Origin of the sequence: Vibrio ostreae (assembly GCF_019226825.1) — a bacterium.
GTDB lineage: Bacteria > Pseudomonadota > Gammaproteobacteria > Enterobacterales > Vibrionaceae > Vibrio > Vibrio ostreae.
Genome location: NZ_CP076642.1, coordinates 237,557 through 254,830, shown reverse-complemented (window position 1 = coordinate 254,830; position 17,274 = coordinate 237,557). Strand labels below are relative to the sequence as shown.

General features: G+C 48.4%; 28 protein-coding genes. 5 read left to right on the top strand and 23 right to left on the bottom strand.

Features of this window, described 5'->3' with window-relative positions; translation table 11 throughout:
- Window positions 1-197: 197 nt before the first annotated feature.
- Entirely contained in the window at window positions 198-1,745 is a 1,548-nt protein-coding gene (gene glpD / locus KNV97_RS01175; protein ID WP_218562109.1) for a glycerol-3-phosphate dehydrogenase, read from the top strand.
- Window positions 1,746-1,940: 195 nt separating this feature from the next.
- Here glpD and KNV97_RS01170 read toward each other — a convergent pair whose 3' ends face one another.
- Window positions 1,941-2,402, bottom strand: a complete 462-nt coding sequence (locus tag KNV97_RS01170) for an HPP family protein (RefSeq protein ID WP_136485877.1) — start codon at window positions 2,400-2,402, stop codon at window positions 1,941-1,943.
- Window positions 2,403-2,529: 127 nt separating this feature from the next.
- Between KNV97_RS01170 and KNV97_RS01165 the strand changes: the two genes are divergently transcribed.
- Window positions 2,530-3,093, top strand: a complete 564-nt coding sequence (locus KNV97_RS01165) for a TetR/AcrR family transcriptional regulator (protein WP_136485879.1) — start codon at window positions 2,530-2,532, stop codon at window positions 3,091-3,093.
- Between the two features lie 52 nt (window positions 3,094-3,145).
- Here the strand turns inward: KNV97_RS01165 and KNV97_RS01160 are convergent, their stop codons facing one another.
- From KNV97_RS01160 to KNV97_RS01120, 9 genes are all read right to left on the bottom strand, one after another.
- A complete protein-coding gene (locus KNV97_RS01160) occupies window positions 3,146-3,685 on the bottom strand; it encodes a cysteine hydrolase family protein (RefSeq protein ID WP_136485881.1) in 540 nt (179 codons plus the stop codon).
- A 92-nt stretch (window positions 3,686-3,777) separates the two neighbouring features.
- On the bottom strand, window positions 3,778-4,362 hold the full coding sequence (locus tag KNV97_RS01155; protein WP_218561902.1) for a DJ-1/PfpI family protein: 585 nt from the start codon (window positions 4,360-4,362) through the stop codon (window positions 3,778-3,780).
- A gap of 13 nt (window positions 4,363-4,375) precedes the next feature.
- Window positions 4,376-4,843, bottom strand: a complete 468-nt coding sequence (locus KNV97_RS01150) for an OsmC family protein (RefSeq protein WP_136485886.1) — start codon at window positions 4,841-4,843, stop codon at window positions 4,376-4,378.
- Window positions 4,844-4,931: 88 nt separating this feature from the next.
- Window positions 4,932-5,336 (bottom strand): NUDIX hydrolase, encoded by a 405-nt coding sequence (locus KNV97_RS01145; protein WP_218561901.1) that lies wholly within the window; start codon window positions 5,334-5,336, stop codon window positions 4,932-4,934.
- 44 nt (window positions 5,337-5,380) lie between these two features.
- Window positions 5,381-5,731: a GlpM family protein gene (locus KNV97_RS01140; protein ID WP_218561900.1), complete on the bottom strand. Its 351-nt coding sequence runs from the start codon at window positions 5,729-5,731 to the stop codon at window positions 5,381-5,383.
- Between the two features lie 126 nt (window positions 5,732-5,857).
- Entirely contained in the window at window positions 5,858-6,232 is a 375-nt protein-coding gene (locus KNV97_RS01135; RefSeq protein ID WP_256611739.1) for a hypothetical protein, read from the bottom strand.
- A gap of 58 nt (window positions 6,233-6,290) precedes the next feature.
- Window positions 6,291-6,668 (bottom strand): SpoIIAA family protein, encoded by a 378-nt coding sequence (locus tag KNV97_RS01130; RefSeq protein WP_218561899.1) that lies wholly within the window; start codon window positions 6,666-6,668, stop codon window positions 6,291-6,293.
- A gap of 29 nt (window positions 6,669-6,697) precedes the next feature.
- Complete coding sequence (locus KNV97_RS01125) at window positions 6,698-7,180, bottom strand: YbaK/EbsC family protein (RefSeq protein ID WP_218561898.1); 483 nt, start codon at window positions 7,178-7,180, stop codon at window positions 6,698-6,700.
- Between the two features lie 173 nt (window positions 7,181-7,353).
- Window positions 7,354-7,761: a VOC family protein gene (locus KNV97_RS01120; RefSeq protein WP_136485896.1), complete on the bottom strand. Its 408-nt coding sequence runs from the start codon at window positions 7,759-7,761 to the stop codon at window positions 7,354-7,356.
- Window positions 7,762-8,030: 269 nt separating this feature from the next.
- Between KNV97_RS01120 and KNV97_RS01115 the strand changes: the two genes are divergently transcribed.
- On the top strand, window positions 8,031-8,717 hold the full coding sequence (locus KNV97_RS01115) for a tRNA (adenine(22)-N(1))-methyltransferase (RefSeq protein WP_218561897.1): 687 nt from the start codon (window positions 8,031-8,033) through the stop codon (window positions 8,715-8,717).
- Between the two features lie 30 nt (window positions 8,718-8,747).
- Here the strand turns inward: KNV97_RS01115 and KNV97_RS01110 are convergent, their stop codons facing one another.
- The 5 genes from KNV97_RS01110 to KNV97_RS01090 all read right to left on the bottom strand — a co-directional run bounded on the left by KNV97_RS01110 (window position 8,748) and on the right by KNV97_RS01090 (window position 11,623).
- Window positions 8,748-9,209, bottom strand: coding sequence for a GNAT family N-acetyltransferase (locus KNV97_RS01110; RefSeq protein ID WP_218561896.1), 462 nt, complete (start codon window positions 9,207-9,209; stop codon window positions 8,748-8,750).
- A 151-nt stretch (window positions 9,210-9,360) separates the two neighbouring features.
- Window positions 9,361-9,903, bottom strand: a complete 543-nt coding sequence (locus tag KNV97_RS01105) for a hydrolase (protein ID WP_218561895.1) — start codon at window positions 9,901-9,903, stop codon at window positions 9,361-9,363.
- 53 nt (window positions 9,904-9,956) lie between these two features.
- Window positions 9,957-10,433, bottom strand: a complete 477-nt coding sequence (locus KNV97_RS01100) for an HAD family hydrolase (RefSeq protein WP_136485905.1) — start codon at window positions 10,431-10,433, stop codon at window positions 9,957-9,959.
- A gap of 106 nt (window positions 10,434-10,539) precedes the next feature.
- Window positions 10,540-11,076, bottom strand: a complete 537-nt coding sequence (locus KNV97_RS01095) for a DUF924 family protein (RefSeq protein ID WP_136485907.1) — start codon at window positions 11,074-11,076, stop codon at window positions 10,540-10,542.
- 61 nt (window positions 11,077-11,137) lie between these two features.
- Window positions 11,138-11,623 carry a GNAT family N-acetyltransferase gene (locus tag KNV97_RS01090; protein WP_136485909.1) on the bottom strand — a complete coding sequence of 162 codons (486 nt, stop codon included), beginning with the start codon at window positions 11,621-11,623 and terminating at the stop codon, window positions 11,138-11,140.
- A 514-nt stretch (window positions 11,624-12,137) separates the two neighbouring features.
- On the opposite strand from KNV97_RS01090, the gene KNV97_RS01085 reads away from it, so the two are divergent.
- Window positions 12,138-12,611, top strand: a complete 474-nt coding sequence (locus KNV97_RS01085) for a peroxiredoxin (protein WP_136485911.1) — start codon at window positions 12,138-12,140, stop codon at window positions 12,609-12,611.
- A 102-nt stretch (window positions 12,612-12,713) separates the two neighbouring features.
- Here the strand turns inward: KNV97_RS01085 and KNV97_RS01080 are convergent, their stop codons facing one another.
- Together KNV97_RS01080 and KNV97_RS01075 are read right to left on the bottom strand one after the other, a co-directional pair.
- Window positions 12,714-13,109: a GFA family protein gene (locus KNV97_RS01080; protein ID WP_136485913.1), complete on the bottom strand. Its 396-nt coding sequence runs from the start codon at window positions 13,107-13,109 to the stop codon at window positions 12,714-12,716.
- Between the two features lie 75 nt (window positions 13,110-13,184).
- Window positions 13,185-13,598, bottom strand: coding sequence for a GFA family protein (locus KNV97_RS01075; RefSeq protein ID WP_218561894.1), 414 nt, complete (start codon window positions 13,596-13,598; stop codon window positions 13,185-13,187).
- Between the two features lie 237 nt (window positions 13,599-13,835).
- On the opposite strand from KNV97_RS01075, the gene KNV97_RS01070 reads away from it, so the two are divergent.
- Window positions 13,836-14,018 (top strand): hypothetical protein, encoded by a 183-nt coding sequence (locus tag KNV97_RS01070; protein WP_136485917.1) that lies wholly within the window; start codon window positions 13,836-13,838, stop codon window positions 14,016-14,018.
- A 343-nt stretch (window positions 14,019-14,361) separates the two neighbouring features.
- Here the strand turns inward: KNV97_RS01070 and KNV97_RS01065 are convergent, their stop codons facing one another.
- From KNV97_RS01065 to infC, 6 genes are all read right to left on the bottom strand, one after another.
- Window positions 14,362-14,595 carry a hypothetical protein gene (locus KNV97_RS01065; protein WP_168797022.1) on the bottom strand — a complete coding sequence of 78 codons (234 nt, stop codon included), beginning with the start codon at window positions 14,593-14,595 and terminating at the stop codon, window positions 14,362-14,364.
- A 303-nt stretch (window positions 14,596-14,898) separates the two neighbouring features.
- The gene (locus KNV97_RS01060) at window positions 14,899-15,618 is read right to left on the bottom strand and encodes a 2'-5' RNA ligase family protein (RefSeq protein ID WP_256611730.1); all 720 of its coding nucleotides are present in this window, start codon (window positions 15,616-15,618) and stop codon (window positions 14,899-14,901) included.
- A gap of 61 nt (window positions 15,619-15,679) precedes the next feature.
- The gene (locus tag KNV97_RS01055; protein ID WP_136485920.1) at window positions 15,680-15,904 is read right to left on the bottom strand and encodes a VF530 family protein; all 225 of its coding nucleotides are present in this window, start codon (window positions 15,902-15,904) and stop codon (window positions 15,680-15,682) included.
- Window positions 15,905-16,017: 113 nt separating this feature from the next.
- Entirely contained in the window at window positions 16,018-16,371 is a 354-nt protein-coding gene (rplT, locus tag KNV97_RS01050; protein WP_004401084.1) for a 50S ribosomal protein L20, read from the bottom strand.
- Between the two features lie 41 nt (window positions 16,372-16,412).
- Window positions 16,413-16,607 (bottom strand): 50S ribosomal protein L35, encoded by a 195-nt coding sequence (rpmI, locus tag KNV97_RS01045; RefSeq protein WP_005377932.1) that lies wholly within the window; start codon window positions 16,605-16,607, stop codon window positions 16,413-16,415.
- A gap of 114 nt (window positions 16,608-16,721) precedes the next feature.
- Window positions 16,722-17,273: a translation initiation factor IF-3 gene (infC, locus tag KNV97_RS01040; protein ID WP_136485922.1), complete on the bottom strand. Its 552-nt coding sequence runs from the start codon at window positions 17,271-17,273 to the stop codon at window positions 16,722-16,724.
- Window position 17,274 lies beyond the last annotated feature (1 nt).

Genomic DNA, 17,274 nt, shown 5'->3' with positions numbered 1-17,274 from the left:
ATTGCAACACTATTTAGCGCTCGCCCTGCAAAACGGTGTCTGGCAGGCCGGCGAAATTTAGATTGTCAGCTCTCAAAAGCAGATCTGTTTGTTCGATCCAGATCAAAACTCTTTATTCTCAGGCTAGCATTCACCACAGAGCATGCTTTGCTAGCGATAAAGGTGAAAAAGTCGCAACGTACATGGAGAGCACATTGATGGAACCTATCCCGGGCTCAGCTCCTCAATCCCATAATAAGGTCCTCGATCTCATCGTAGTCGGAGGCGGTATTAATGGTGCAGGTATCGCTGCCGATGCTGCGGGGCGCGGGCTGAACGTGGGTCTTTACGATGCACAGGATTTTGCCGGCGCAACCTCATCAGCCAGTTCGAAGCTGATTCACGGCGGTCTGCGTTATCTTGAACAGTATGAGTTTCGCTTAGTGAGTGAGGCCCTTAGCGAGCGTGAAATTCTTTTAAAAAAAGCGCCGCACCTCATTAAGTCGATGCGCTTGCGCTTACCCCTGCGTCCGTCTCTTCGGCCTTCCTGGTTGCTGCGTGCCGGGCTGTTTTTGTATGACAGCCTCAGCCGCCGCAGTTCTTTGCCAGGTAGCCACAAAGTGCGTTTACCGGCCGGTACCGTCACCAAACCGGAACTCACAACCGGATTTGAATATTCCGACTGCTGGGCGGACGATGCGCGCCTGGTACTGGCCAATGTTATGCAAGCCAAAGAAATGGGCAGTGAAGTGATCAACTATTGCCGGGTCGTCGGTGCGAAACGTAACGGCTCCATATGGGAAGTTGAACTGTTCGATGAACGTCATCAGCGTTCATTTAACCGCGAGTGCCGGGTATTGGTGAATGCAACCGGCCCTTGGGTACGCAGCTTTTTTCATGATCACCTGCACCTCAGTTCCCCTTACGGTATCCGACTGGTGAAAGGGTCGCATATTATTGTCCCCAAGATTCACTCCGAACCCTACGCCTACGTGCTGCAAAACCTCGACAAGCGACTGGTTGTGGTGGTCCCTTATCTCGACAAATATTCGATGATTGGCACGACCGACGTGGAATACCAGGGCGATCCGCGTCAGGTCAGGATTTCCGACGATGAGAAGCAGTACCTGATCGACGTCGTGAACCAGCACTTTGTTAAAAGCATCTGCAAAAACGATATCATTCATGAATTTAGCGGTGTGCGTCCCCTGCTGGATGATGAGGCTGTCACACCACAACGCATCACCCGTGACTACACCCTGGCATTTGATAACAAGGACAACCAGGCCCCGCTCTTATCTGTTTTTGGTGGCAAGCTAACCACTTACCGTAAGCTGGCTGAAATCGCGATGCATCAACTTCAACCCTGTTTCCCACACATGAAACCGGATTGGACCAGCCTGGCGCCACTGCCTGGTGGAGAAGAGTTTAATTTCCATCGCCTGCTGAGAGAATGCAAACAACGCTATCCGTTTATCGGTGAAAGTGTACTGGAACGTTGGCTCAACGCTTACGGCAGCCGTATCCGTAGTTTACTGGCCGGAGTCTGTCAGCCAGAAGATCTGGGCCAGGCTTTCAGCCCGTCCCTGTATCAGATAGAAGTCGATTATCTGGCGGAACATGAATGGGTGTTCAGCGCAGAAGACCTTTTCTGGCGCCGCACCAAGCTCGGGTTGGATCATGATGAACAAACCATTGAGCTGGTTGAACGTTACCTGAAAAAGCGCCGTCATCGGTTAAGAACCAATCTCAAGGCCGTCAGTTAAATCTGGCTCTGAAGTGTCCCACCTTTAAGCCTTTCCACCAGGCTTCAGAAACAAAAGACCTCACTGTCGAAGAAAACAGTCACTGTTGAAGCAAACAAGCAGTGAAGTCTTTCGCTTTTTAGGGCGATACAAATTCAGCCCTCCAGGCCTGCACCGCTATCGTATTACTTTAGCGACACGGCAGCTGGCCACATATCAGGCTTTACTCGCCGCCAGAGTGCGGTTTTGGCACAGTTTGGCCAACTTGCCACACAACACAATAATCACAGCGCCCAGCAGCACAGGTGTAATCAGGAATGACCAACTTTGACCTGTCAGCATGATCAACAGCGGATTCGCTCCAGCAGGCGGATGCGTGGTTTTGGTCACCAGCATCGCAGAGATGGCCAGCCCGGTTGCACACGCCAAGCTCCAGGGCTCAACCGGTACAAAATGCACAAATACTAAGCCAATCGTTGCCGTGATCAGGTGGCCAATAATGACGTTTTTTGGTTGCGCTAACGGACTGTCCGGTACCCCAAATACCAACACTGCCGTTGCACCAAATGGTGCCATTAGCCACAGACCATGACCACTCCATGCATCTGCATAGGATAAGACTCCAATCGCGAATGTCGCCGCGATACCAGCCAATAACGCTGATTTTATATGATTCATTTTTTGCTTCCTTTAGGTAGACCACTCTGTCTGCCAGCAAGAGTAGACAAAGTGGTCTACCTGTGTCAAGATACTTTTATCCACAAATTTGGTGCTGATTAATCAGGACATTAAAAGGAAATCTCCGATGAATGATAAACGAGAGTTGTTAATTGAAACCGCTCTGACCCTGTTTTACCGCCACGGGATCCGCGCGGTAGGCATCAATGAAGTGCTCAAACAGTCCGGTATCGCCAAAAAAACGCTTTATCACCATTTCGCTGGTAAAGAAGAACTGATCGCAGCCGCACTGGAGCATCGTGACACGTTATTTTTTGACTGGTTAAGCGCAGAAATGGCACAGTACTCACCGGGGCTGCCTGCCATCAGAGGATTATTCACTGCCTTGGATCGCTGGTTACATGGCGAGGTTGAGCAGCTGAGTCCCTTCCGTGGCTGCTTTTTTATCAATACCGTAGTGGAGTATGGGCAGGAAGCTGAAGGGCTCAGAGAAACTTGCCAGCAGCATAAACAGAAGGTTCGCACCCTGATTCAATCCTGCCTTACACAACAACAGCAAGCGCAGCCAGGTCTGCTCGATACTCTGTGTCTGTTGAAAGAAGGCGCGATAGTGACTGCTCAGGTCAATAACGACAGCAACGCCGCCCGTGCCTGCCTGCCGTTATTAGAAAGTCTGCTGAGTGAAGCCTGAATCTTGAACAAGCAGTAAAGATCCGCCTTCCAGCAGGCGGTTAAGCCCGGCCTCAGTGACAGATTTCGTAGGTGGTCATCGCTTTGATCGGGACCCGAAAGCTGGAGATGTGCGACAAAACATAAGAGTGGTGATGGCGAATCAGCTCTGCCGAAGCATGCGGTTTATCGTGCGTGGTATGGGCATCGGTGGCCACAATGATCGAGTAACCCAAAGCTGCCGCACGTCTGGCACTGGTATCGACACAAAAATCAGAAGCGTAGCCGCACACAATCAACTCATCCACATCCTGCTCTTCGAGCAGAACCCGCAGATCGGTATGGTGAAATGAATCTGGCGTGGTTTTACGCACAAACAGATCGCCGTCTTCGGTCTGGATATCATGCTGGAGTTGCCAGCCTTCACTGTCATACTTCAACTGGGCATACTCCGGCTCTTCGTGCTGAACAAAGATAACCGGGTAACCTTTCGTTCTGGCCCAGGAACTCAAAGTATTAATATTACGCACCACCTCTTTCGCGGCATACGGCTTGGGCTCCTGCTCAAACAGAGACTCCTGAACATCAATAATCAATAGCGCTTTGTTTTTCATTTTCCACCCCCTGTCACGGGCATTCCCCTCGCCTTCATGTTGGCAAGTAATACAAACTTCCATCTCAAGCATACGCTACGCAGAGGATTTCTTCACGGCTGAGTTTTATTCCAGTCATACTCCATCTGGTGCGCCGTTTGCTCTGCCAGTGCCAGCGATGCCAGTTTCGATACCAGATACAAACTCATATCAATGCCAGCAGATATGCCCCCCGACGTGGTAATCCGCTCATCAGCAACAACCCAGCGGCACTTTTGTTTGACATCCAGTTGCGGAAACCTCGCTTTAAGATCAGCGATGTCTTCCCAATGGGTGGTGACCGGATGGTCAGTCAGAACTCCCGCCTGAGCGAGCAGAAATGCGCCGGTACACACGGAGGCCACCTGGCTGGCCTGTGCAGAGACGCGTCGAATCCAGTCGATCACTGCCGGCTTTTCCAGTTCAAAAGTGTGCACCCCACCGACCACGATCAATAAATCAATCGGCGGATGATCCGCAAAACTGTAATGAGGGTTAACCAGAAAGTTGCCGCGCGCATTCACTAGCGCATCATTCTGAGCCACAAAAAAAATATTCCAGTCATTCCCGGCCAAGCGTTTAGCCGTGCTGAAAACTTCAAACGGGCCGGAGAAGTCCAATACTTCGGCCTCATCATAGATGTAGATACCAATATTCATTCTGACAGCCTGCTTAAAGGAGAATTTCGGTGGTCACTTGCGTTTTGACCGAGTTGGCAATGAAACAGTTCTCGTGAGATTGATGATGCATTTTTTCCAGCATCTCGATACTGGGTTGTGATTGACCGGAAAAGACAATTTTGGGCCTCAGCACCACTTTGGTCAGAGCTTCCCGACCCTGCTCGTTTTTTTCCAGTGTCCCGACTGCATTATCCTGATACGACTCGACCACAAAGCGCTTTTTTGCCGCAATCGACAAAAAGACCAGCATATGACAACTGGATAACGCCGCAATCATCGCTTCTTCCGGGTCAACGTTGGCGGCAACCGAATACGGCAGCGGCACCACATCCGGTGACGCGGAAGCGGCGACCTTGGCTCCCCCGTCAAACTGCCATTCATGGCCGCGACTGTATTTATTATCACTAAAAATTTCATCAGCTTGACGCTGCCACGTAACTGTAGCGGTGTGTTGAGACATGAATACTCCAAAATAATGATGATATGCAACCTTTCCATCGTCGCACTGTGTTCACCATATACCCATTCCGGTGAAATGTTAAATAAATTCAGGCCGATAAAATACCGGTTTGAAAGAGACGCAGATATTCTGCCAGAGCCAGCTTGTCTGCGCGGGTATCGACCCAATCCGGATTGATCGGGCGCCAGAATACCTCATCCGCTTCATGACAACCTATTTCGCCCTGCCAGGCAGGAATGACATAATAGTGCAGTAATTGCAGTTCGTTGGTTGGATGGTACAGGGAACAGAGATAGACAGACTCCATTGGCGTTATCGCCAACTCCTCCAGCAACTCTCGAGCCAGCGCCTCTTGCTGGCTTTCCCCCGCCTCAATGTGTCCGCCTGGTATTGCCACCAGGTTAGGGTCACAGGTTTTTTCTGCCGAACGTTTTTCCAGCAGCACCTGATTGTCTTTCACGACCAGAAAAGAGACGCATTGAAACACTTCCATGACTTTGTCCGTCCCATAGTCAATAGAGAATATACAGATCTGGCTCACGCCATCCCGGGTTGAAAACGAGTCCATCCAAACAGGAGCATGGCAGCAAATGACGCCCAGACGAATGTCGCCAGACTGAGCGTCCAAAACAGGTTGTAACGATAACTGAAGTAATAAGCCGACAACAAGTATGCGGCGTAAGGGATGAGAGAATATAATCCAAACAGTATAGTAACGCGCAGATCATCCATACTGCGCTCTGTGCCAACAATATAATGGGCAATCAGAGCAAAGGTCGGAAACAGCGGTACCAGGCCGGAAATAAAAAAACTTTTACTTTTCGACAACAGAGCAATCAACAGAACAGCAAATGCTCCCAATAAGCACTTAACGAACAACGCCAACATCCTACATCCTTTTACCCAACTGAGTTACCGTCAATATAAAAGGTGCTGACACAATCACCATCCCCAATTCTCATCAGGTGAGAAAATATTGCCTAAATCCTGAGCCGGCGAAGATACGTCAAAACGTCAGTACTTCCACTGTCCGCGCTCATCAACCACGAGTTTGCCCTTGTGCTTCACTCGCAGAACTCCAGAATCAAAAACCTGGTATTCGTACCCTTTATTCTGAAAATGATAGCCCAGGAAACGGCACGGTGTTTTCTTGTCACCACACAGCAGATGCATCGTCTCTCCCGTAAGCTCAATTTCTTCAGCGCTGCGTTTAGAACGGCCATGATAAGTGACATTGTCACAGGCCACTTGTCCTTCTTCACAATGGGAAGTAATCGTCACGACGTAATTTGTCGTGGTCAAAGTACCGGCCAAAGACGGCAATGAGATTGAAAGCAACAGCGCTCCCACCATGCCGGCACACTTACCTAAACGGGCTTTTCGCGCCATATCCGCCACCTAATTCTCACTTAATTTGCCACCGGAGCAATACCACTCTGGCCGGTGGTTATTTCAGCCAATCCAACGCCTGTTGGTAATCTTCAAAAAATTTCACTTCACCGGACATAAACCAGCCCGCCAGTTTGGCAGCTTTTTCCTGCCAGCCAGGCCTGCCGTACAGTGCGATCTTATCAAAATCAGCGCCATGGTTGAGGCCCAGCTTAAAATCATCCCAGGCGGCTCTCAGCTCCCAACCATCCAACTCAGTGGCATCGAGCAATACTCTGACTTTCGGTTCATTGACCTTAATCAGCGCGGCTTCTAACATCGGGGTCATTGCCTGGTAATCACGGTGTGTTAATGTGCCAAACGCTTTGATGGTGACAAAAAATTCGTCATCCACGCGATCCAACCCAATTGAAATACCGTGTCTTTGAACATTCATAACGCCCTCCCGCCGTGAAAAAATCAGCATTATTTGGCCAGCTCCACCCAGGTTCCCTGAGTTAACAGCTCTAAGTCTTTAGAGTGTAGTTCAAACAATGAATTAGGCGTGCCCGCTGCGGCCCAGATGGCTTCGTAACATTGCAGGGAAGGATCCAAAATCGTGGTCACTTTAGCGTGGTGGGCAACAGGCGGTACACCGCCGATGGCATAGCCGACCTTTTCGCGTACAAAATCGGCATCCGCTTTTCCCAGTTTGATGCCGGTCGCCTGTTCTACTTTCTTGGTGCACACCATATTGGCGCCTGAAGCCACAATCAGAACCGGATCTCCGGTTTGCTTGTCTTTAAAAATAAGAGATTTGGCGATCTGCCCAATTGCGCAACCAACCGCTTCTGCAGCCTCGGCAGCGGTACGCGTGGAAGCCGGCATCTGTTTCACTACAAACTGCTGCCCGTGCTGAGACAGAAAATCCTGTACTCGCTGTGACGAGGCCTTTAACTCGAGACTCATAACCCTTTCCTTGTTGATATGAACCTACACAACATAACGCGGGAATAAGTCGCGGGCAAGCCGTGAGCCATGTTAGTTTTTCGTCAAACGATACAATGCTTTGTTCCTGATATCAGGAACTTGGCCAACAGATCGTTTCAGTCTATGACGGACAAAGCATGACCGCCATTATGCTAAGGTACAGGAACCCAAGGCTTGAGTTCCACCACATTGCCCTCAGGATCGTGCAGATAGATCGAGCGCCCGTAACCCTGAGCGCCATAGCGCTTGGCAAAATCAGAATGCTGCACACCATGGTTGTCTAAATACGCCACCAGCTCTTTTTCATTACGCGGCGTAATCTGCAGACAAAAATGGTCCATATTGCGTCCGTCTTGTTGCGGTGGTTTACCGCCCTCTTTTCCTAATGGACTGTCGACCGTCACAATGTCAATTAACGCGTTTCCGGCGCGCAGTTGAGTCAGTCCCTCAGGCAACTCACGCTCAACCGGACAACCAAGCACATCACGATAAAAATTCAGCATCTGCTCCAGCTGTGTGGTTCGTAGCACGACATGATCAAGCCCTTGTATCTCTATCATGGTCAATTCTCCGTTCCGTTCTCAGTGTTATTGTACGTATACCTGCGGCACACCTAGCTGTATTGCAATCAAGTATTAGGTCAAAGTGAACAAGCAATCGTTCAAAAAAAACAAGCAACAGATTAAGTAAAGCAGAGAAAATTCATTCGCCAAACTGGCCGAAATCACTACAATATCAGCTCACCGAAACAAGCTCCGCCTATCGAGCATTTATTCACGGCTGGTAAGACTCATTAGTCACTTACGATGAAACAAATAATTCACTTACGATGAAATTAAGTAAACGCCTCAAACGACTGGAAAGCCAGGTACACCATCACTACGACCACATCTGGGATTGCTGCTGCGACCATGGTCTACTCGGTGCCGCGCTGCTTGAGCGCCAGGCTGGCGGACAAATACACTTTGTTGATATCGTGCCGGACTTGATGACGTCATTACAGCAGCGCCTGACTACTTATTTTGGTCAAGAGTTGCCTTGTCAATGGCAGACCTACTGTATGGACGTTGCGCGGATTCCGGTAGCCGACATGCCCGGCTCACACCTGGTCATCATTGCCGGTGTCGGCGGTGACCTGATGTCAGATTTGATTGCAGCCATCTGCAGTGCCAATCCAAACACGCCGCTTGAGTTTCTGTTGTGTCCGGTTCACCACACGTACACGCTCAGAGAACAGCTACGCCATCTTAAATGTCATGTCATTAAAGAAACTCTGGTTGAAGACAACCAACGCTTTTACGAAATATTGCACCTGACGACGCACCATCAGCACGGCAATCAACCCCTGGTCAGTCTGACCGGAGACAGCTTATGGCGCACTGAGTGTGAATCCAGCCGACAGCTTGCCCACCGTTATCAACAAAAATTACTGACCCATTACGGGCGCATGCAACAAAGTAATCCGCAAAAAGTCGCGCCTATTTTAACCGCCTATCAATCGGTTGAAATTGCATGAGCGAACTCAACCGACTTGACTGTATTTGGCTCATTGCTCTAGCACAAGGGTCATAAATTTGCTGTTGGGATCCGGTTGGTAATCGCCGAAAGGCTCACAATCAACAAAGCCATGTTTGGCGTACAAACCATGCGCTGCGCTAAAAAATGCTTGAGTGCCGGTTTCCAGGCTGAGCTGTTTAAAGCCTCTGGATTTCGCATCGGCTATAAGATGATTGAGGAGCTTCGTCGCTACCCCTCTGTTGCGCGCAGCACCGGAAGTACGCATCGATTTAATTTCGCCATGATCACAACTTAATGATTTGAGTGCCACACAACCAAGTACACTATTGCCTTCCGCTGCTGACCAGAAAGTAATGGAAGGGTGTTGTAACGCTTTGACATCGAGTGCATGGACACTTTCCGCCGGTGAGGTGGCATGCATATCGGCTAAATGCTCTTCCAGCAAACGAATGATGCCTGAGCCTTGTAAATCATCGATTTTTATTTCCACTATCACTTCCTTACAACTCTGGGCTTCGGATCGGATTACTTGCCCGGTTATCGGTGACTCACAACGTTTGGTCTATTCAGATGCCTGTGCCTGATATTAACGCATGTTCCTATATGCGCTATATATCGAAACATGCTGCTACCAGAACCTGTTATTTGATCAGTTGTAAAATGGGCTTAAAACTCTCGTTGCGACAATCTTCCACCAGCTCGTACAAACACATTTCCACAGACGTTTTATGCGCACCAAGCGCGCACATCTTTTCGATACCTAACTGACGGTTAGCCTGACTGCGTGAAGAGATACAGTCTTGCACTACTTCTACCTGATAACCGCTTTGCAGTAAACCGGCCACTGTCTGATACACACAGATATGACTCTCGATGCCACACACCAGCCAGTATGATACCCCCGCGTGCATAATCGCTTCTGCAAACGGAGCTTCAGTGCCTGCACAAAAATGGAATTTTTGAATCGGATGCTGACCCGGCGCCAATAACTCACGAATTTCCGCAACGGTTTCGCCGAGTTTATCGGGGTTCTGCTCCAGCCATATCACGGGCAGCCCCAGAATTTGCGCCCCTTTAATCAATTTGGCTGTTGCGTCCAGTACCGCTTGGCTATCGTCAACCAGTCGCGCCAGCCTGCCTTGAACATCAACCACGATCAAACCGGTATTTTCTTTGACTAGCATGATTTAACTACCTACTGAAACATTCATCCAACACTGATTCCCTTATGGCTGGGTCACAAGTCCAGGATATCCGTAAGACAATGCACCACCGGTCCGGCATAAGTGCTGGTAAATGGCTGATGACCCGGGTTGTACCAGATGGTCTGCAAACCAGCTTCAGCGGCGGGTAAAATATCATTTTCCAGCGTATCACCGACCATGGTGACAGCAGCGGGAACCGCGTTCAAACGCTCGATAATCATGTGGTAGAACAGCGGCGTTCCTTTCGAAACGCCGAGAGTCTGTTTACAGAAATAGCCCTGGATATAATCATCCAGACCAACACGTAAAAATGCATTTCGAACATCTGCTTCAACCGAGTTCTCTGCGTTGGTGGCAATATAGATCTCCGCGCGCTGACTCAGACGGCGCAACGTTTCCAACGCATGCGGCGTTGCTTCTACTTGTGGCCAGTCACACATTTTTCCCGGCAGAGAGGGGTTATCAATCATCAGAGTATCCCCCCAGTCAAACAGATAAATTCTACTCATCACTTTACCCTTGTCGCTTCTTACTCTGTACTCTTTTTACTCTTTTCCCTTCATCTTGCAAGCCTGCCCTCTGGACACCTAAAGCGGTTAGCTAAAGGCAGCCCGGCTAAAAGACTTCACCGCCCTGTTCAAGATACTCAATCTCTTCCGTGGTCGAAATCCGGCCAAGAATAGAGTTACGGTGTGGATAGCGACCGAAGCGGTCAATCACAACTTTATGTCTCACTTCAAAGTCCAGATTACCTTGCTGACCGAGTTCAGAGTACAGATCGACCGCAGCAGCATGTATCAGGCGCGATTCACTATGCATAAACGGCATATAGAGAAAAACCTGCTCATCCCTGGTGAGCTGCTTATTGTAGCCTTTTTCTATCGCAAATTGAGACAATGCCAGAGCCAGCGGATCGTTAACAAAAGCTTCTCGCCTTCCCCGGAAGATATTTCGAGAAAACTGATCCAGTACGATCACTTCAGCCAGCGCGCCCTGCGGGCACTGGCGCCAATGGAATAACTCACCTTTCACAGCCTGCTCATGAAGCGGTAAAAAGCGGTCTCGGATTTGATCATCCAGTGCTGTATCTTTCTGCCACCACATTTCCGGCGTGATTTCATGAAACCAGAATGTCAGAACACTTTGATACATATCGAACTCCTTTAGTCACAACTGAAAGTATAGAACGTGTACAACTGTTCGCATTCACATGCTAATCACGTCTGTTAAGAGAAAAATTAAGAATCATAATCTGCTGTGGTCCTGCATCACCACCCAGATAAAGTTCACCTGTGTCACGAAATCCACCCAGCTCGTAACATCTTTTCGCCGCCGGATTTTTGCAGTTCACCGTGAGATAGATGGTATCGTACTGTGGATAATGCGCCGGTAAATAAACCGAGAGTAGTTGGACGGCCTGTTTGCCAAACCCCTGGCCCTGAAACAGTTCCGACACAAAGAATGCGCGTAATCCCAGACTGCCTGGCGCGGCAAACTGATACTGGGCGCTGTAGGTGGTATCAATCAGGAAGAAACCCACCACAGTGTCATTGAACAACATGACATGAGGATGAATGAAGTTATCAATATTCACCATGATATCTTCGATACACCCCACAAACTTGATCTGCTCGGGTGCCACCTGCAATTCGGCCACCTCAGCGAGGTGTTTCGGTTGCATCGGATGAAGGTTTAACACGTCTGATTACCGCCTACTTAACGTATGTTTATATAAACACTGTAGCCTAAACAATCAGTTAACATAACCCCACTATCCCATCAATGCGTTGAGCTGCGGGGTCACTTCACATAAATAACATTCTTTTCCAATCCGGTTGACGGTCGCCAAAACCGCACCCGAGTTCATTACCGCGCGGGCAAAAGCGTGCCGTGCTAAGGCGCTGAAAGTGCCTGATAACATAACGAGTATCAAAGCCACGCCAGGTATCAAAGCCAATGTACTCACTCACCGACCAGACATTAACCTCAGTTGATTGGAGCTGTTCTGATTCTTAAAGTGAACGCTTCTCCATGAGTAAACTAATACCCATAGAGATTCTCTGTTTTTAGTTCATTGAATTAGGGCTAGACTGTGGTTATGCCCGACCAAGCGGGTCTTAGAGGCGGTTGAACTTTCGGGCTTGTACAGAGTCCGAATAATTATCCCGAAAATTCAACCGCTTTTATAATGTCCAATAAACTAAGGAATCATCATGATTGAACAAGGACAAAACCTTCCTCAAGCCACTCTGAGCGAGCTGACTAAAGACGGAATGGTGAATCACGACGTCACAGAACTGTTTGCCGGCAAAAAAGTTGTGCTGTTTGCAGTACCAGGTGCCTTCACTCCGACCTGCTCTGAATCTCACCTGCCTGGTTACGTCGTACTGGCTGACAAACTGAAAGAAAAAGGCGTTGATCTGATCGCTTGTGTTGCCGTTAACGATGCGTTCGTTATGAAAGCATGGGGCGAGGCGCAAAATGCATCTGAGCTACTGATGCTGGCTGATGGCGATGCAAGCTTTACTAAAGCTCTGGGTCTGGAAATGGATACTGGCGCGTTCGGCGGTGTTCGTTCACAGCGTTACGCGATGATTGTGGAAAACGGTGTGGTCACGACTCTGAATGTTGAGCCACCTAAGTCGTTTGAAGTCAGCAAAGCAGAAACGATTCTTGCCGCGCTGTAATGACGCTCAGTGATGACAAAACACCAGGTCACTGACCTGGTGTTTTTTATTGCTTTCAATGGTTATGCGCTATGACAACCTGCATCACCAACCAAAGATCCTTTATTGATCTGCAGGATGATGAACCCCGTCATATGTCTTTACATTGCCCAGTTCAAACGGGTTAACGCCTTCCAGACACGCCACATTGTAGCCATACTGAGTCGGATTTGAGCGGCGCTGGTGATGCGTATAAATACCACACACAGAACAGAAGAAGTGCTGAGCAGTTCGCGTACCAAACTGATACAGACGTAACGCTTCCTGACCCTTTACGATGCGCAGGTTCTCCAACGAGACCGACGCGACAATCGCACCACGACGCCGACACATTGAACAATCACAGCGACGTGGCTCCTCTATGCCGCGGGGTAAGGTCAACTCCAGCTCCACCGTGCCGCAATGGCAGCTTGCCGTGTGTTTCTCCCGGATCTGCGTTTCGCCAACTTGCTTAATCATCTGGAATTTCAGGCTCCATCATCCAACAGTTCAAGGCTGTATTATCCAGCAGCTCAAGGCTGTATTATCAGAAACTCAAGACTGCTTATCAAAAACCGCTACGCCTGGTGGCAAAGTCAGCCAACTCATTTTCTCACTGACCCACACATGCGCAGTCGGCTCGAATAAACGATCATCATCGAGATCAACCGGTCGTAACTTGAGTTTGATGACCTCCGGCTGCGCCGGATTGAGGTGATAAATGCGATTGCTGCAGCGAACGCAGGAGAACCCTAAATTATGATTACCACTTTCGGCAACTCGGCCCCATTTTGTCATTTCACCATTAAATTCAATATCTTTTGCCGCCACAATGGCCGTAATGCTGTACGGTGCGGTCGATAGTTTCTGGCATTCTTTACAGTGACAAGCCATGACTTTCATCGGTGCTGCGTGTAACTGATAAGTCACCTGACCACATTGGCAGGAGGCGTGAATCGGAAACTGCATAATCTTCTATTCCTTTGAGATGCACCTGGCGAAGCACGTCATGTGATGCCTGAGTGACGGGTAACGTAAAATTGAAGCACGTTATCATGGCGCAAAAGTTCCAATCCAACGACGGCTAATCGGTAAAAATAATGTTTCATTTTTAACAGATGCACAACCAGCAAAAACGCAATATTGTAAAAGCAAGCCCGCAAAGTGTGAGGCTAAGCATAAAAATAACGATTCAGAGGAAGTTTTATGAAAATATTGATTCAATATACACAGACTGGTATGTACAAAGACGATGCATGGGAAACACCAGCGTTACATCTTAAAGGCCAGCTGCATGCGGTTTCTCCTTCATACGCCGCACAGTTAATTAAACGTAACCAAGCAAGCCTGTTTACCGATGAAAACAAAAACGTGGTGATTAGCGCATAGTACAGAATAGTGCCCGACCGACCCTCCACGGCATCTGCATCGGCTCAGTGTAGCAACGACGCTCAACCGTTTAACGCTGCATTCCAATTAGCCTGCCGATATCGACAAAGCACTGGGGTTCGATTGAGACCTCAGATAATGAAGACTTTCCAGGCAATATCAGCGTGTAAAAGTACCGCTCAGCAGCTGATATTGCCTTGCTTACCTCACTACTATTTCGCAGCAACCTCAACCTTCTTTCACCTCAACACGACTGCGCTTCATCACCATTTCGCCACGAAACCATTTCATTACTAAACTATTCCACGACGAAAGAATGTCCACGACGAAAGAATGTCCAAGACTAACGAATGGCCTCGCTGATATTATTCCACATCGATACGATCCCAAACGACAGATAGTAAAACGCACCACCATGATGGCAGTGCGTGACAGGTATTTGCTTTAAAAGGCTGCTTTCGGAAGCCAGAAAATGACTGGCATCTGGCGTGTCGTTTCGGCAGTCCGGATTAACAGTTACCTTTTTTGGCTTGACCCGGAGGACAAAATTGGCCGTGACCATCATGATGTCTGCCATCTGAGCCGACTCTGACGTCGACATCGTCTACCCGGCCTTCAACTCGAGTCAGCTGACAACCAAACAGTGTAAAAGATACCATTGCGATCAGTAGATAGTTTCTCATTTCAAACTCTATTTGTTGTTATGGGGTTTAATACGAATCTTAGTACTGTATACGCAACAGTGAGTAGAATTGTTCTTTTTATGAAAAAAAATGGTGTTAATTATGAAAACAATAACTAAGCAGGGTTTGTGGTCACAATCGCTCATCAGGCAACACCATCGGGCAGCACGCTGCAACGATTAATCATCCTGCCTAGACTAATAATCTGCTCTAGAATACGAAGGCTGACCACCCAGGCAATACCTGGCCAAATGATGGGTCTCTGCAAGAGTCTGGTACCAGTTGTTAAACACTAAATCGCACTGATTCAAAATCACTGAGCCAAACGGGTAGTGGCGATACTCAGCACACAGCACCTGCAACTGCTGCGGATTCTGTAAAGGCTGACGAAATCGCATCGCCGTCAGATGAGCAGTAATTAGCTTATAGCGGGCATCGATGCTGGTTTGAAGGCCGGAAGCCTGCAGACTATCCCTTAATCTTTGGCGCAGAATGTCTAACTCATTACCGACCGGGTAACCTTGGATAACAATGCATGAAGGCGATGCAGTCACGCCGCGCAGTTCTAGCTGAATCGGATCCAGGCCGCGCAAAGCCCGATGAAACACGTCAACATAGGCTTGCGGGTCAATATCGCTGAGCTGAAAACCTTGCAGGCAAGAGATGACCGACAGCAAGGTAACATGCAGTTCATCGTTCGGATAATAGTATTGTTGTGGCTCGTGTTGACTAAGGTGATCAAGAAACTGACCAATCCGAGCCGCAACATCCGGGCTGTTGTCCGCTAAATAAGCCAGAGCGGTAATACCACGACGCGTGTCCGGCTGGCCATTCAGATAAGGGTCGCATTGATACGAATTGCTGCTCACAGCGTCAGTAAACTGCTGCCACATCTGTTCGTATATGTCATTAACCACCCTGTTCTCCTTAAGCTCACGGCCTACTTACTTTTACCTGCTTACTTTAAGCAGCTCACCGTTAAGAGCGATAAAAGGTATCGATATATAACGCTTCAACTTTATCACGTGCCCACTGGGTTTTGCGCAAAAACTTCAGTGATGACTTGATGGAGGGTGAGTTGTAAAAACAGTTGATATTGACTTGTTCATACAGCTCCGGCCAACCGTAATGTTCGACCAGCTGTACTAAAATTTTTTCCAGAGTTACCCCGTGTAAAGGGTTATTAGGTTGAGCTTCACTCATGAGATATTTTCCGGCTAAAGGCAGGGATTGGTACACTATTGACGACGAATCGGCAATCAGCAGATATAAAAAGGAGAGCATAAGCTCTCCTTCTCTTAAACCTGAACTGCTAATTACAGAGCAGCTTTCGCTTTTTCTACAAGAACAGCAAATGCTGCTTTGTCGAATACTGCGATGTCAGCAAGAATCTTACGGTCGATCTCGATAGATGCTTTCTTAAGACCGTTGATGAAACGGCTGTAAGATAGACCATTTTGACGAGAAGCCGCGTTGATACGTGCAATCCACAGTTGACGGAATTGACGTTTCTTGTTGCGACGGTCACGGTAAGCGTATTGACCAGCTTTAGTAACTGCTTGGAAAGCTACGCGGTAAACACGTGAACGTGCACCGTAGTAACCTTTAGCTTGTTTCAGAACTTTCTTATGACGTGCACGAGCTTGTACACCACGTTTTACGCGAGGCATTATGTCTCTCCTAAACTAAACGATAAATAAACTAAAAAGAATTAAGCGTATGGCAGCATACGGATTACTGCAGCCACTTCACATTTAGGAAGGATTGCATTAGGACGTAGCTGACGCTTGTTCTTAGTAGTACGCTTAGTCAGGATGTGACGTTTAGTAGCGTGCTTGTACTTAATACCACCAGCAGTTTTCTTGAAACGCTTAGCAGCACCTTTGTTGGTTTTCATCTTAGGCATGATGAATAACTCCGCATTGTAGTAGTTTAATAAACAACGTAATCAGGGCGAATAAAACCCAACCGTCTTACCCTTCTCAGGGGACGGCTGAGTCAATTACTTGTAAGCCGTTAATTACTTCTTCTTAGGGGCTAGCACCATGATCATCTGGCGACCTTCAATACGCGACGGGAAAGATTCCACAACAGCAATTTCTGCCGTGTCTTCTTTTAGTCGGTTCAGAACGTCAACACCGATGTCTTGGTGTGCCATCTCTCGGCCACGGAAGCGAATCGTTACTTTCACTTTGTTGCCTTCTTCAAGGAAACCAGTCAGGTTGCGTAGTTTTACCTGATAGTCTCCAATATCAGTCCCAGGACGGAATTTAACTTCCTTAATCTGGATCTGCTTTTGCTTCTTCTTCTGCTCTTTCTGAGCTTTACTCTTTTCGAAGAGGAACTTGCCATAGTCCATCACACGACAGACTGGTGGCTCGGCGTTAGGGCTGATCTCTACAAGATCCATACCAGCTTCTTCGGCCGCTGCTAGTGCTTCTTGGATCGAAACGATACCAACAGATTCACCGTCAGCGCCTGTTAAACGAACTTCACGAACGCCACGAATTTCACCGTTTAAACGGTGCTGGTTTTGTTTGGCCGGTACTTGGCCACGTCTTCCGCCTTTAATA

Bases quoted from the DNA above. Each gene is read 5' to 3' on its own strand.
- glpD (WP_218562109.1), top strand. From the start codon at position 198: ATGGAACCTATCCCGGGCTCAGCTCCTCAATCCCATAATAAGGTCCTC.
- KNV97_RS01170 (WP_136485877.1), bottom strand. From the start codon at position 2,402: ATGAATCATATAAAATCAGCGTTATTGGCTGGTATCGCGGCGACATTC.
- KNV97_RS01165 (WP_136485879.1), top strand. From the start codon at position 2,530: ATGAATGATAAACGAGAGTTGTTAATTGAAACCGCTCTGACCCTGTTT.
- KNV97_RS01160 (WP_136485881.1), bottom strand. From the start codon at position 3,685: ATGAAAAACAAAGCGCTATTGATTATTGATGTTCAGGAGTCTCTGTTT.
- KNV97_RS01155 (WP_218561902.1), bottom strand. From the start codon at position 4,362: ATGAATATTGGTATCTACATCTATGATGAGGCCGAAGTATTGGACTTC.
- KNV97_RS01150 (WP_136485886.1), bottom strand. From the start codon at position 4,843: ATGTCTCAACACACCGCTACAGTTACGTGGCAGCGTCAAGCTGATGAA.
- KNV97_RS01145 (WP_218561901.1), bottom strand. From the start codon at position 5,336: ATGGAAGTGTTTCAATGCGTCTCTTTTCTGGTCGTGAAAGACAATCAG.
- KNV97_RS01140 (WP_218561900.1), bottom strand. From the start codon at position 5,731: ATGTTGGCGTTGTTCGTTAAGTGCTTATTGGGAGCATTTGCTGTTCTG.
- KNV97_RS01135 (WP_256611739.1), bottom strand. From the start codon at position 6,232: ATGGCGCGAAAAGCCCGTTTAGGTAAGTGTGCCGGCATGGTGGGAGCG.
- KNV97_RS01130 (WP_218561899.1), bottom strand. From the start codon at position 6,668: ATGAATGTTCAAAGACACGGTATTTCAATTGGGTTGGATCGCGTGGAT.
- KNV97_RS01125 (WP_218561898.1), bottom strand. From the start codon at position 7,180: ATGAGTCTCGAGTTAAAGGCCTCGTCACAGCGAGTACAGGATTTTCTG.
- KNV97_RS01120 (WP_136485896.1), bottom strand. From the start codon at position 7,761: ATGATAGAGATACAAGGGCTTGATCATGTCGTGCTACGAACCACACAG.
- KNV97_RS01115 (WP_218561897.1), top strand. From the start codon at position 8,031: ATGAAATTAAGTAAACGCCTCAAACGACTGGAAAGCCAGGTACACCAT.
- KNV97_RS01105 (WP_218561895.1), bottom strand. From the start codon at position 9,903: ATGCTAGTCAAAGAAAATACCGGTTTGATCGTGGTTGATGTTCAAGGC.
- KNV97_RS01100 (WP_136485905.1), bottom strand. From the start codon at position 10,433: ATGAGTAGAATTTATCTGTTTGACTGGGGGGATACTCTGATGATTGAT.
- KNV97_RS01095 (WP_136485907.1), bottom strand. From the start codon at position 11,076: ATGTATCAAAGTGTTCTGACATTCTGGTTTCATGAAATCACGCCGGAA.
- KNV97_RS01085 (WP_136485911.1), top strand. From the start codon at position 12,138: ATGATTGAACAAGGACAAAACCTTCCTCAAGCCACTCTGAGCGAGCTG.
- KNV97_RS01080 (WP_136485913.1), bottom strand. From the start codon at position 13,109: ATGATTAAGCAAGTTGGCGAAACGCAGATCCGGGAGAAACACACGGCA.
- KNV97_RS01075 (WP_218561894.1), bottom strand. From the start codon at position 13,598: ATGCAGTTTCCGATTCACGCCTCCTGCCAATGTGGTCAGGTGACTTAT.
- KNV97_RS01070 (WP_136485917.1), top strand. From the start codon at position 13,836: ATGAAAATATTGATTCAATATACACAGACTGGTATGTACAAAGACGAT.
- KNV97_RS01065 (WP_168797022.1), bottom strand. From the start codon at position 14,595: ATGGCAGACATCATGATGGTCACGGCCAATTTTGTCCTCCGGGTCAAG.
- KNV97_RS01055 (WP_136485920.1), bottom strand. From the start codon at position 15,904: ATGAGTGAAGCTCAACCTAATAACCCTTTACACGGGGTAACTCTGGAA.
- rplT (WP_004401084.1), bottom strand. From the start codon at position 16,371: ATGCCTCGCGTAAAACGTGGTGTACAAGCTCGTGCACGTCATAAGAAA.
- rpmI (WP_005377932.1), bottom strand. From the start codon at position 16,607: ATGCCTAAGATGAAAACCAACAAAGGTGCTGCTAAGCGTTTCAAGAAA.